11 protein-coding genes are annotated in these 12,232 nt (G+C 68.6%); 4 read left to right on the top strand and 7 right to left on the bottom strand.

The genetic code is table 11. The features are described 5' to 3' along the window. Nucleotides 1-103: 103 nt before the first annotated feature. The 3 genes from NQO67_RS40370 (at nucleotide 104) to NQO67_RS40360 (ending at nucleotide 3,610) form a co-directional block, all read left to right on the top strand. Nucleotides 104-550 (top strand): hypothetical protein, encoded by a 447-nt coding sequence (locus NQO67_RS40370; protein ID WP_255955541.1) that lies wholly within the window; start codon nucleotides 104-106, stop codon nucleotides 548-550. Then, complete coding sequence (locus NQO67_RS40365) at nucleotides 550-2,835, top strand: DUF6571 family protein (protein ID WP_255955540.1); 2,286 nt, start codon at nucleotides 550-552, stop codon at nucleotides 2,833-2,835. The genes NQO67_RS40370 and NQO67_RS40365 overlap by 1 nt, the downstream gene beginning before the upstream one ends. Before the next feature lie 103 nt (nucleotides 2,836-2,938). Then, complete coding sequence (locus NQO67_RS40360) at nucleotides 2,939-3,610, top strand: hypothetical protein (RefSeq protein ID WP_255955539.1); 672 nt, start codon at nucleotides 2,939-2,941, stop codon at nucleotides 3,608-3,610. A gap of 149 nt (nucleotides 3,611-3,759) precedes the next feature. Here the strand turns inward: NQO67_RS40360 and NQO67_RS40355 are convergent, their stop codons facing one another. Beyond that, nucleotides 3,760-3,966 (bottom strand): hypothetical protein, encoded by a 207-nt coding sequence (locus NQO67_RS40355; RefSeq protein WP_255955538.1) that lies wholly within the window; start codon nucleotides 3,964-3,966, stop codon nucleotides 3,760-3,762. A 186-nt stretch (nucleotides 3,967-4,152) separates the two neighbouring features. Between NQO67_RS40355 and NQO67_RS40350 the strand changes: the two genes are divergently transcribed. Then, nucleotides 4,153-4,506, top strand: a complete 354-nt coding sequence (locus NQO67_RS40350; RefSeq protein ID WP_255955536.1) for a DUF397 domain-containing protein — start codon at nucleotides 4,153-4,155, stop codon at nucleotides 4,504-4,506. Nucleotides 4,507-4,582: 76 nt separating this feature from the next. Here NQO67_RS40350 and NQO67_RS40345 read toward each other — a convergent pair whose 3' ends face one another. The 6 genes from NQO67_RS40345 to NQO67_RS40320 form a co-directional block, all read right to left on the bottom strand. Further along, nucleotides 4,583-6,679 (bottom strand): serine/threonine-protein kinase, encoded by a 2,097-nt coding sequence (locus tag NQO67_RS40345; protein WP_255955535.1) that lies wholly within the window; start codon nucleotides 6,677-6,679, stop codon nucleotides 4,583-4,585. Between the two features lie 22 nt (nucleotides 6,680-6,701). After that, on the bottom strand, nucleotides 6,702-8,867 hold the full coding sequence (locus tag NQO67_RS40340; protein WP_255955534.1) for a serine/threonine-protein kinase: 2,166 nt from the start codon (nucleotides 8,865-8,867) through the stop codon (nucleotides 6,702-6,704). A 37-nt stretch (nucleotides 8,868-8,904) separates the two neighbouring features. Next, on the bottom strand, nucleotides 8,905-10,065 hold the full coding sequence (locus NQO67_RS40335) for a protein kinase family protein (RefSeq protein ID WP_374119285.1): 1,161 nt from the start codon (nucleotides 10,063-10,065) through the stop codon (nucleotides 8,905-8,907). Nucleotides 10,066-10,246: 181 nt separating this feature from the next. Next, nucleotides 10,247-10,549 carry a WXG100 family type VII secretion target gene (locus NQO67_RS40330; protein WP_255955533.1) on the bottom strand — a complete coding sequence of 101 codons (303 nt, stop codon included), beginning with the start codon at nucleotides 10,547-10,549 and terminating at the stop codon, nucleotides 10,247-10,249. Nucleotides 10,550-10,604: 55 nt separating this feature from the next. Then, on the bottom strand, nucleotides 10,605-10,943 hold the full coding sequence (locus NQO67_RS40325; RefSeq protein ID WP_255955532.1) for a WXG100 family type VII secretion target: 339 nt from the start codon (nucleotides 10,941-10,943) through the stop codon (nucleotides 10,605-10,607). A gap of 155 nt (nucleotides 10,944-11,098) precedes the next feature. Further along, the gene (locus tag NQO67_RS40320; RefSeq protein WP_255955531.1) at nucleotides 11,099-12,232 is read right to left on the bottom strand and encodes a S8 family serine peptidase; all 1,134 of its coding nucleotides are present in this window, start codon (nucleotides 12,230-12,232) and stop codon (nucleotides 11,099-11,101) included.

Here is a 12,232-nt window from a genome sequence, read left to right as displayed (position 1 = left end):
AGCATAAGATTTGCGCCAGGTGGCGAACGCGGGGGACGACGGGAGCCGCGGAGGTCCACCGGGTGCGCAGTGACGAGGGTGACAACGGGGAAGGGGTTGCGGGATGGCGTGGGACGAGTGGGAGCAGTTGAAGGCGGACGCCGCCGGTAAACAATCGGCGCACATGGAGCTGAACCAGCTGCCGAGCGAGCCCGGCGCCGGCCCGCCACCGCAGGGCGACCTCGAGGTCAGCCAGAAGGACCTGGCGGCAGTCGGTGATGCCGCCTACCGGCTGTACAACGACTTCCACAAGTACAGCGACCACGCCCGCGGTGCCTCGCAGGCCGCCGCCGGCGGCCTTCAGCAGGAGGGCTTCGCCATCGGTGGCGCCCTCGACCATGTCGCCTCGCACTGGATCGACCAGTGCCAGACGCTGCTGGACGCCTGCGCGCACATCTCCAACCACCTCGACTACACGAAGAACGCACACGCCGGCGACGAGATCTACATCGCCGGCACCATCAGCAGCATTTCCCAGCTCGACCACGGCTTCGACGAGAGGAAGGGCTGATGGACCTCGACGCGCTGCGCTTTGCTAAGTTCGGCAAGCTCGGAGACGCGATCTCCGACTGGGACGAGATGATGAAGAAGCTCCAGACGATCAGTCGGGACGCGGACACCAATCTCAAGGGGAAGGCGCACAAGGCCAAGTGGGCCGGTGTGAACGCCACGGTGTCCCGCGACTTCATCGACAAGACCGCCGGCGAGTTCGACGACGCCCACACCCAGGCGAGCACCATCCACGCCATCCTCAAGGACACCCACGGGGAGCTGACGAGCTACCAGAAGCAGCTCACGGACGCCATCGACCGCGGCCTGAAGAAGAACCTCACGGTGATGGACACCGGCGACGGCGGCTTCACCGTGACGATGAACATCCACCCCGACCGCGCCGCCAAGGGCACCAAGGTCCCCGAGCACAGCCAGCAGGACGTCGACGACCTCCGCGACGAGGTGCAGCGGATCCTGAAGGGCGCCACCACCAGCGACACCACCGCGGCCAAGGCGCTGAAGCTCATCGTCGACCAGGCCAAGTACGGATTCTCGGACGCCAACTACAAGAACCGTGACGACGCGGCCAAGGCCATCAAGGCGGCGGACGACATGGCCAAGCTGATGAAGAAGGATCCGCACAAGCTCAGCAACACCGAGCTGACCCAGCTCAACAGCTACCTGAAGCAGTACGGAAAGGACCCGCTCTTCGCCGAGGAGCTGGCCACCAGCGTCGGCCCGAAGAAGACCCTCGAGTTCTACGCGGGCATCGCCGACCCGTACCAGGGCCAGGGCTTGGGCACCGACCCGAAGGCACGCCTGGAACTGGCGAAGCAGCTCCAGAAGAACCTGGGCATCACGCTCGGCACCGCGACGATCTCCGACTCTGCGAACATGCAGAAGTGGGAGAACGACATGATCAAGCTGGGTCCCGAGCGTCTCGAGATCGACGACGCGGGCAATCCGTACGGCTTCCAGGTCATGAGCGCCCTCATGCGCAACGGCGACTACGACGACGACTTCCTCAATTCGTACGGCAACAAGCTCATCGACCTCGACAAGAAGGTCAACGGCGATGGGCAGATGAACTACTGGATCAACAACGCCAACATGGACACGGACCTGAACTTCTATGGCAAGGGCGACCGTGGCCGTGACCCGATGACCGGATTCCTCGAAGCGCTCGGGCACAATCCGGACGCGTCGACGGAGTTCTTCGCGCAGCCCGACAACGACCCCAATCACCCCATGAAGCAGAGCGACTCGGCGCTCAACGACCACCTGAAGTACCTGACCAAGGAACGCCACTGGTGGTCAGACGACCCCCAGACGGACCACGGCTACATGGCCGGCCAGGACGCACTGGGCCACGCACTGGAATCGGCCACCACCGGCTACTCGTTCGACCACAAGGGCCCCCTCAGCCCCGGTGACGGTGACCGCCGCAACGCCGACATGGCGGGCGTCATGGAGCAGGTCTCGTACATCTACGGTGGCGAGGACGGGCCGAAGATGCTCAAGGACCACCCGGAGCTCGGCGACAGCCTGGGCAAGATGGCGGCCAGCTACATCGACGACATCGACTACAGCATGTCGGGCATCGGCGACCACGGCAGGGACGCCGCCAACTTCCCCGCGCAGTACGCGGGCCGCGCGGACTTCGGCAACCAGGGAGCCATCAACTTCCTGAGCGTCCTCGGCCAGAACGAGGACTCGCACAGGATCACGTCGGGGGCACAGCACATCTACACGCTGAGCCTGCTCCAGCAGAATCCCCCCACGGACCAGGAGCACTACGACCGTGGCCGGGACGCGCTGATGATGGAGGCCGAGACACGCGGCGTGCTGGACCACTCCCGGGTCGCTCAGGCGGCAGCCGACATCGGCGCCAAGGCCGACGACGCCAACAAGAGCCTCAGCCTGAAGACGGACTGGATCAAGTGGGGCGTCGGCACGGTCATCGGCGGCGGCGTAGCGCTCATTCCGGGCGGTGAGGGAGCGGGCGCCGCCCTCGTCCCGCTCGCCGCGAACACGGCGGGCTCCGCGGTGCAGCAGTTCATCACCGGGGGCATCGACAACGCGGCCGAGGGCTACCAGGACGACCCGGCCCACCAGTCGCAGATGACGAGCCAGGAGTACTACAACAAGGGCGCGGACGCGCTGGGCAAGGACTACGACTACTACTTCAAGGGCCACGGCGAGAAGGCCGACTACGACGACATCACAGGCGACCTGCGCGACAAGTACCTCGCCACCGGTTCCAATGAGGACCAGTTCCGTGGTCGCGGGCCGGCCAAGGACTGAGGGAGCCATGCGTCATTCGCCTTCTGCCGGTTCTGCCGGTTCTGCCGGGCTCGAGCCCGGCACCGCGCCCGAGCGCGTACACCACCGTCGGCGCCGACGTCTGGTGACGCGTTCGGTGGCCGCGGCGGCGACGATCGCGGCCCTGGCCGGTCTGTCGGCATGCTCGGACGACAAGGACGACAGCCCGGACGCGTCGGCCACACCGGCCGGCCGGATCTGCGACGGCGCCCTGGACGAGCCCGCGGTGGCGGCGCTCAAGCGGCTCGGCGGAACCGACGCGTTCGAGGAACTCACCGGAAAGACCGCCGGGGGGCAGCCCAACCGGTTCTCCCTCAGCAGGGCCGCGGCACACCTGCATGACGGCACGGAACTCCGCAGCAGATGCACCGTGTACGTGCCGGGCGACAACAGCGGCGCCCCGCTGGTCCAGCTGGACTTCCAGGCTGCCGACAAGCCCCCCACCAGGTCCGGGGTCGAGAAGGCGGATCCGGACAAGCAGCGCACCTACTATCCGCTGGGCGCCTACGCCGCCACCACCGAGGAGAACTCCACCGTCCTGTACTTCGCCTGCCCGACCAAGGGCAAGGACGGCACGAAGCCGTATGTGGACGCCGGCGTCTTCAGCTCCGCAAACCAGCTGAAGGGCCACTCCACCAGCAAGGACAGGATGGTCATCCTCAATTCCGTGGCACGCCACCTGGCGGAGAAGCTCGGCTGCGCGGACAAGGCACAGCTACCGTCGACGGTCCCCGACGGCGAGTCCGTGACACCGTAGACATCCAGCCCGGGCGCATACGCCCCCGGGACCGCGACGCCAGGTACCCCCCGAGCCGTCTCCACGGCTCGGGGGCACCTGCTTTCCCGCTTCTCCCGCGCGGTCCCGCGTTTGCGAGTTCCCGAGTTCCCACGCTCCGCTGGGTCGCCTCAGTCTTCGGAGTTCTGGCGGAAGTACGCCCAGACGCAGATGCCGATGAGGACGATGACCAGCAGGATGATCCAGCCCCAGGAGTCCCCGCCCCCGCCACCGGACGAGCCGTAACCGGTGTGGGAGTGGTAGTGGTAGTGAGAGCCGCCATGAGACCCGCCGCGGTACGCGGGCATGGCGAGCGTGAGTGCGTGATCGAAGCGCATGGGCCGACACCCTAGTGACGGGTCCCCGCCGGCGGATACGCCCATGACGGCCCACGACGGGAGTGTGACAATACCGTGGCGCACCGGCCGAAAGGACCGAAACGGCCGAACATGATCGGCCGATCGGACGAGCCCAGTAGGCTGACCGGGCAACACGATCCGAACAGGGTGAAAGGTGGCCGCCCCATGGCCGACGCTCGGAACGAGGCGCGGGACGAGGCGCACGACGCGCAGCACCCAGCCCGGGACACGGAGAGCGAAGCGGAGCTCAAGGCCCGCAAGGAACGCGAGAAGAACGAGCTCTACGCGCTGGACATCTCCGACGTCGAATGGCACAGCGCCCCCGGCACCGAGGAGCACAAGGAGCGCGTCGAGATCGCCTACCTCCCCGACGGCGCCGTCGCCATGCGTTCCAGCATCGACCCGGACACCGTCCTGCGGTACACCGAAGCCGAGTGGAACGCCTTCGTGCTGGGCGCGCGTGACGGCGAGTTCGACCTGGAGCCGGCCCCGCACAACGGGGGGATGGCGGCGCAGTAGTCGAGCGCCGGCGGTGCTGTGCCCCGGTCCGCTCCGGCGGGTCGGGGCACTCTCCTGGCCGGCCGGGGTCTCGTCCTCAGAACACCGACATGACGAACAACGTGTGGTCGTTCATGAAGAAGACACGGTTTCCGTCGGCGGCCATGGCGGTGTACTGGGACTCGTCGAAGGTGTACGACCCCACCTCTTCGCCGTTCTCCACATGGCCGGCACGCAGCCGGGGCTTCCCGTCGTCCATGTACTCGCTGTCCACCCACCAGACCCCGTCGCCCTGGCAGAGCATGGGGCTGGTGCCTGACCGGTCGTTCTCCCACACGGTCTTGCCGTCCATCGTGCTCAGCCGCGAGGGAGCCTTGGTGTTCGTGGCATAGATCCCGAGCCCCGACAGAACGGGCGCCCCCCACACCTGGGGCTCGTCATCCGACCAGTGGAAGGCCTTGTGGCTCCACAGCCTGGTGCCGTCACTGAGGTTGCTGACGCTCAGCGTCAGGCCGTTGAGGCACACCGTGTCGCCGATGATGACGGGTCGCACCACGGTGGCCGACTGCTCCTGGCGATCCCACGCATGGCGTCCGTTGGCGGTGTCCACCGCCAGGACGTTGCCGTCGTCGCTTCCCATGACCAGCCGGCCCTTGCCCACCGCGGCCGAGGGCCCCAGCTTCTCCCGGAAGCCCGCCGGCACCTGAGCCGTCCAGCGGATCCGGGCGTCGGAGCGCCGCACGCTGCGCAGCCGGCCGTCCTTCGTCACCAGGTAGACGGCGGTCGCGTCGGCCGCCAACAGGGTCGCCGCCTCGGCGTCGCAGGTCCACTTGGGCTCGCCGGTGGACGCCACGTAGGTGCGGAGCGTGCCGTGCGCGTCGACGGCAGCGACCAGCCGGTCCGACAGGGAGAGGTAGCCGCCTTTCACCCGGGCCTCGCGTGCGGTCCAGCGGAGGTCGCCCTTCCGCACGTCGTACGCCGCGATGCCGCCGTCCATCGACCCGAAGACGACGACGTCGCGCACCGGCAACAAGGCCGGCGAGTCGGTGTCGGCCTTGTCGGCCGCCCACAGCACCTTCGGCTCCCAGTACTCCTCATCCGCGCCGTCCTTGCTGATGGTTTCCTTCCGCGCCATCGGTGTCCTCGCTGCGGGCGGGATGGCGAACGGGTCACTGGACGGCTTTCGGAGGTACAGCCAGCCGGCCGTGCCTCCGGCGGCCAGGACCGTGCCCGAAGCGGCCAGGCCGGTGAGCAGCCGGCGTCGTGACACCCCCTGCCGGGTGCCACCGACGTCCGTCGTGAGCGTGGTGAGCGTGGTGAGCTGCCGTACCTGCTCCTCGCGTTCCTTGATGGCGGCCGCCACCGGGCCGCGCCGCCAGGCCCGGTCGGCGCCGCGCGGCGCGGCGCAGGCGGACACGATCTGGGCGGGTGCGGGCCGCGCCGCCGGGTCCCCGGCCAGGCACGGTGCCACGAGCGGCTGCAACGGCGCCGGCAGACCGTCGAGCCGCGGCGCGCCGTGCACCACCTCGTACTGCACCGCGGCCACATGGGGCCCTTCGTACGCGGGCCGGCCGCTGCCCGCGTACACCAGGACCGCGCCCAGCGAGAACACGTCGGCGGACGGGGTGACACGCTGTCCCAGCACCTGTTCCGGGGCTCCGTAGCCGGGGCTGACCGGCGCCTGCCCCGTGGTGGTGAGGGTGAGGCCGTGCTCGGGGCGGGCGATGCCGAAGTCGATGATGCGGGGACCGCCGGCGGTCAGGACGATGTTCGCCGGTTTCAGGTCACGGTGGATGAAGCCGGCGGCGTGGATGTCGATCAGGGTGCGCGCGATGGCCACGGCGAGCGCGCGTACGGCCACCTCGTCGAAGGGCCCGTGTGCATCGACGGTCTCGTCGAGGGTGAGGCCGGCCAGGTACTCGGTCGCGATCCAGGGCCGGCCGCCCTCGGTCTGCGCGCCCAGCACCATGGCGACGCCCTTGCTGCGCACGGCCTGCGCCGCATGCGCCTCCCGCACGAAGCGCTGCGCGAGATGGGTGTCATGGGAGAGTTCGGGCCGTAGCACCTTCACCGCCGCGATGACGCCGGCGGAGTCCCGGCCGACGTACACCTTGCCCATGCCGCCTTCGCCGAGCACGCCGAACAGACGGTACGGGCCGAGACGGAGCGGGTCTCCGGGGCCTAGCGGATTCATGGCTGGGGGCTTTCTGCCGACGTCATTGGAGAAGGATGCCGCTGATGCCGTCATCGGTCACGGCGAAGATCACCTGGCGCAGAGCATCGACGAAGATGCGGTTGCCGGCGTTGATGTACGTGAACGCGGCGGTGCGGGACGCCAGGCTGATGGCCTTCAGGTCCAGACCCCGCTTGCAGTAGGCGTAACGGGCCCCGACGGCGGGCGGGGAGGTGAGGTCGGCCTTTTCCGCGTCACCGTCCTTCTCGGCCCACAGCCGCTTTCCGCTGCGGGCGTCGACCGCGATGAGGCCCACACCCTGCTCCAGGGCGTAGACGACCCCGTCCACCACGGCCGGTGGGCCGAACAACGCGCCGTCGTGCAGCGGGTGGACGGCCCAGTCGTCATGCCCGTCGCTCAGGCGCAGCGCCCGCAGGGTGCCGCGCCACACGTAGAAGTGCGTGCCGTCGACCGCGAGCGGAACGGTCTGAAGGTCCAGGTCCAGCTTCTTGTCCCACCGGACGTTCCCCGTGCGGGTATCGCGTATCACGCCGTGCACGGCGTCGTCCTCGTCCCGCTGAAGCAGAACGAGGTGCTTGCCGATCACCCGAGAGCTGACGAAGCGCATCTTCTGGGTCTGGTCCACCCCGCGGGGTGGCAGTGGCTTGGACCACGCTCGCTTTCCCGACGCGGTGTCCACGGCCTGGAGGGTCCAGTCCGGACCGGCGTAGTTGTTCGAGGAGTAGGTGCCCCGTCCGGCTGCCAGGTACAGCACGCCCTCGGCCGCACAGAGCACCTGGTTCTCGTTGAGGTTGCCGTTGAGGTCGTGGAAACGGGCGATGGGCTTGTCCGAGCCGTCCGGGAGCAGGCTGGCGAGGGCAAGCGGCGAGACGTCGTCGTCGCTGAACTCCGCCATCCGGTAGACGGCGCCGCCGGCCGCGGCTACCTCCCAGGAGTAGGCCCCCTCGTCGGCCTCGAACTTCAGGCGCCCGGTCTTGGCCTCGTATCCCTTGAGTCCGCCGTCTGCGACCAGCACCGTGTGTTTGACGCTGATGGGCGTCACCCATTCGGTCTCGTCCCTGCTCGGGTGCTCGAAACTCTGTGACCATTGCGGATTGCGCCGCTCCTGGGTCGGCGCCTCCACCGCGGGTTCCTCTTCCTGCCGGCCCCACTCGCGCCACCCCCACACCCCCGCCCCGGCCAGCGCCGCCGCGCCCCCGAGGCCGGCGCCCAGGGTCAGCATGCGGCGCCGGGTCGTCCGGCCGGCGGCAGGCGCGGGTGCAGCTGCTGGGGCCGTCTCGTCCTCCGGCGGCGGGAGACGCTGCGGCACGGTCTGCCAGACCTCGCTCGCCCGCCGGCCGATGTCGGCGAGCACGGCGTCGGGAAGGTGATCGGCGAACGCGCCGTCGCCGTCGTGCAGTTCGGCCGCCAGTTGGGAGGTCGTGGGGCGGTGTGCCGGGTCCTTGGCGAGGCAGCGGGCCAGGACCGGGGCGAGGGCGGGCGGCACGCGGCTCAGCTCCGGTTCCTGGTAGCGGACCCGGTACAGCAGGTCGGCCGCCTGACCGTAACCGAAGGGTCCGGCGCCGGTGGCGGCGAACACCAGCACACCGGCAAGCGCGAAGACGTCTCCCGCGGGGGTGTGTTCCTGCCCGGTGGCCTGCTCCGGCGACATGAACGCCGGCGTGCCGACCGCGGAGCCGGTGTAGGTGAGCCGCTCGTCGCCGATGGCCCGTGCGATGCCGAAGTCGATGACCTTCGGCCCGTACGCGGTGACCATGATGTTGGACGGTTTGAGGTCTCGGTGCACGACGTCGGAGCGGTGCAACTGGCCGAGGGCCATGCACAGCGCGGCGCCGAGCGCCCGCACCGAGGGCTCGGCCAGCGGCCCCGCCAGCTCCACGGCGTCGTCCAGTGGCGGCCCGAGCACGTACTCGGTGGCCAGCCACGGTGTCTCCGCGAGCGGATCGGCGTCGACGACCTGCGCACCGAACTGCCCACCGATGACGCGCGCCGCGTCGGACTCGAGCCGGAACCGGGTACGGAACGCTGGTTCGGAGGCGATCCGCGCGTGCATGGTCTTCAACGCAACGGTGCGGCCGCCGGGCGAGCGCGCCAGGTAGACGGTGCCCATGCCGCCGCTGCCGAGCCGCGCGATGAGCCGGTACGCCCCCAGGGCCTGGGGGTCGTCGTGGGTGAGGGGCGTGGGCATGGGGGTGTCGGCTCTTGAGTGGTGGGTTTTTTGAAGTTCAGTACTGCCGCTGGGCGGGAGTGGCCTGGGGAGGCGTCCCGTACGGAGGCATCTGGTGGGCAGGGGTGGGGGGCGGCGGGGTGGATGCCGGTCCCTGGCCCGGCTGGGATGACGCGGCCTGGGGGATGCCTCCGGAGGCGGACGGGGGCGGCCACGCCTGCTGCGGCTGGGCCGTTACAGGGATCTCAGCGGCGAGCACCGCGGCTGACTGGTGGGCGAGGGCCGCGACGACTCGGGCGGGCAGCCAGCCGGGGCCCAGCAGGGCGGTGGCGCGACCGGCGGTCGTGGCGTGCGGGTCCAGCACGGTGGCGCCATGTGGTACCGCCCCGGCCTGCGCCGATGGCGTCTCGGCGGCGGAGGCCAGGACATCGAGCAACTCCCGCGGCATGGGCCGGTTCGTGGGGTCCTGGGACAGGCACTTCAGGATGACGGGGCGCAGGGCAGGCGGCAGGGCATCCGGATCCGGGTTCGTGTGACCCGTGGACGCATAGGCGAGGGTCGCGCCGAGCGCGTAGACGTCACCCAGCGGGCGCGGTCGACCTCCGGCGGCCTGCTCGGGCGGCAGGGTGCCGGAGTCGAGCCCGCGAAGACCAGTGCGTGACGTGCCATCAGGTGCGGCGGCACGTACCGAGCCGAAGCAACCGAGTCGTGGTCCGTCGGCGGCAAGCAGCACGGCGGAGGGCGAGACACCCGCGTGGGTCAGGTTCTGCCCATGGCCGATGTGCAGCGTCTCGGCCAGCGCCAGGCCGACGGCTCGAACGGTGTGCTCGGGCAGCGGTCCGCCGTGGACGCGGAGGGCGGTGGGAAGCGGCAGCACGGGAAGGTACGGGCGCGCGTGCCAGGGTTCCTCGCCAGGGCCGGCGACTTCGGTGGTCGGCAGGGCCCAGGTGCCGAGGTGGTAGCGGGCGGCCTCGGCCTCGATCATGAAGGCTTGTGGGTCGGCACCGTCGAGCGGAGTGCTGACCAGCATCGTCCGTTCGCCGTCCACGCTCCGTGCGATGAACCGCCGCTCGGGCACGGCCGCTGCGAAGGCTCGGTCGTCCAGCCGGGTGATCACCGTGTACGGGCCGGCTTGGCGCGCGGCGCGATCGGAGCCGGTGGAGGGCTGAACGGGCCCGGGAGGAGGTGGAGTGTGAGGGGTGTTCCCTGCGGAGGCCATGGCGCCCGGGTTCGGCACGCCGGGGTACGGCGTGTCTGCCCCCTGGGGCGTGTGCATGGACAAGAGATCTCCGCGGGATCGCCGACTTCAGGCTGCCTGACCTGCTTGGGAGCAGCGCAGAAGGTGGGGTGGGGTGGGCATCTCCCGTGCATGCCCACCCCAGTGCGACGTGCTGTGCCTGTCAGGTGAAGTAGCTGGCGGCCTTCTTGTCGCCGCCGCGGTAGTCACCACCGGCGTTGTGGACGAGGCGGGTGATGTCGGCCAGCGCCTTGTGGATGACCTGGGCGTCCTTGTCCCACGCCTGCTGCACTTCCCGGTACGTGGTGTGGGCGTCGCCCTCCCACCCCTGGGCGGCGGCGTGCACGGCCGACCGGATGTCGTGCAGGTCCTGCTCGAGCTTGTTGGCCTGGTTGCCGAGCTCGGTGGCCATCGCGTCGAGGCCGCCGTACTTCACCGCAAGTTCATCGTAATGCGGGTTCGCCATGGTGATCGATCTCCTTGAAGTTCTTGCTAAGTCGCAGGCGAGAAAACGCGCCCCGTCAGTAGCTGCTGAGGGCCGACGTCTGGTTGCCCAGCCCCGGGTCGATGGACTTCATGTCCGCGAGGATCTTGTCTTCGGAGTCGTTCTTGATGTTCCGGGTGGCGTTGATGGCGTCCAGGAACTTCGCGAGCGTCTTGCCCATGTGGACCAGGCTCTCGTTGATCTCTTCCTGCTTCTTGCCGAACGCGTTGGCTCCGAGGCCGACCCAGTGCGCCTCGAGCTGGTCGATGGTGCCCTGGAGGCGCTTGACCTGGCCCTTGATGGAGTCGTACTTCTCGACGATGTGCTGCTCGAGCTTGATGAGGTGTTGATCTGAGACCTTCTGGCCGCCTGCCATGACTGGCCTTCCCTTCGTGAGCCTCTTGCTGTCTGTGCTGCGGTCTTTTCAGTTGTCGAGCACTTCTGGCCCTTGTGGTGGGGCTGGGAAGCGCACAGTCCGGCTATCTCGTCCTACCGGACGCCGGGCCTCGATCGGCACGTCGCCCGTGCCGCTCACCCGGCCCGCCGCCTGGTGAAGGCGAACACCGCACCGCCGATCACCACTACGGCGGCCACCGCACCGATGATGGTCCACAGCTGTCCGTTGCCACCGGAGTCATCCTTGTCCGAGGCGGCCGCGGAGGTCTGCCCTCCGGACTTGTCCGACGGCGTTTTGTCACCTGGAGCTTGGGACGCGTCCCCGGGCTCCGAGGTTGCAGTGGAGGCGGTCGGGGTCTTCTTGTTGGTGATGGGGTCGACGTCGGCGGGGCCCGGATCACCCTCCCCATGCAGGAGGTTACGCGTGGGGCGGGCGAATCCGTAACCGAGATACTCGCTCGGATCGTTCTTCGCCCAGCTGCGCCCAGCAGTGTCGATCATGACGCGCAGGACCTGATTGGCGGTCCAGTCCGGGTGGGCGGACCAGATGAGGGCTGCGGAGGCGGAGGCTAGGGCGGTGGCCTGGCTGGTGCCTTGCGTATCGGGGCAGTACTTCGCGAGGGTTTTGTCGCACCACGTGGGTACCTCGACGCCGGGGGCGGCAAGATCGACGGTGGAATTGTGCTCGGAGAACTTACCGACAGTGCCATTCTTGTCGACTGCGGCTACACCTACGACGCCATGAAGGGCGGCGGGATATTCCTCTTTGGTCTTGCCTTCATTCCCCACAGCCGCGAAAAGCAATTTCCCTTTACCGAGTGCGTATTTAACCGCAGCCGCCACATCGTCGTAGTAGTATGGAGATCCGAACGACATATTGATGATGCGGGCATCGCTGTCTGCAGCTGCTCTAATGCCTTTCTCGCTATCATCGGTACTTTTAGTATCACTCTCTCCGGCAGAGTGGCCACTAACGCGATAGGGGATGATCTTGGCGCCTGGCGCCAGGCCTTTGATTCCCCCGCCTTTACCAGATCCGGCGATGAGCTCTGCCATCGAAGTCCCATGCCCAGAGGTGTCGTCGTTGGCATCTCCCGACTGCGGCGTAACGTCCCTACCAGGGAGGAGACGGCCCTGAAGGGACGGCGTCTCAGAGACACCACTGTCGACCACCGCAACAGTGATCCCCTTGCCGGTGCTGACCTTCCAGATCTGGTCGGCACTCATGGCATCCAGGTACCACTGCTGCGACTGGATGTCCTGAGCCAC

The sequence above is a fragment of the Streptomyces odontomachi genome, from assembly GCF_024435355.1.
GTDB classification, from domain to species: domain Bacteria; phylum Actinomycetota; class Actinomycetes; order Streptomycetales; family Streptomycetaceae; genus Streptomyces; species Streptomyces odontomachi.
The sequence above is the reverse complement of the archived record's forward strand: the minus strand, read 5'-3'. Positions and strand labels throughout refer to the sequence as shown.

Coding starts and splice junctions, on each gene's coding strand:
- NQO67_RS40350 (WP_255955536.1), top strand. CDS start 4,153: ATGGCCGACGCTCGGAACGAGGCGCGGGACGAGGCGCACGACGCGCAG.
- NQO67_RS40355 (WP_255955538.1), bottom strand. CDS start 3,966: ATGCGCTTCGATCACGCACTCACGCTCGCCATGCCCGCGTACCGCGGC.
- NQO67_RS40330 (WP_255955533.1), bottom strand. CDS start 10,549: ATGGCGAACCCGCATTACGATGAACTTGCGGTGAAGTACGGCGGCCTC.
- NQO67_RS40340 (WP_255955534.1), bottom strand. CDS start 8,867: ATGCCCACGCCCCTCACCCACGACGACCCCCAGGCCCTGGGGGCGTAC.
- NQO67_RS40345 (WP_255955535.1), bottom strand. CDS start 6,679: ATGAATCCGCTAGGCCCCGGAGACCCGCTCCGTCTCGGCCCGTACCGT.
- NQO67_RS40325 (WP_255955532.1), bottom strand. CDS start 10,943: ATGGCAGGCGGCCAGAAGGTCTCAGATCAACACCTCATCAAGCTCGAG.
- NQO67_RS40370 (WP_255955541.1), top strand. CDS start 104: ATGGCGTGGGACGAGTGGGAGCAGTTGAAGGCGGACGCCGCCGGTAAA.
- NQO67_RS40365 (WP_255955540.1), top strand. CDS start 550: ATGGACCTCGACGCGCTGCGCTTTGCTAAGTTCGGCAAGCTCGGAGAC.
- NQO67_RS40335 (WP_374119285.1), bottom strand. CDS start 10,065: ATGGCCTCCGCAGGGAACACCCCTCACACTCCACCTCCTCCCGGGCCC.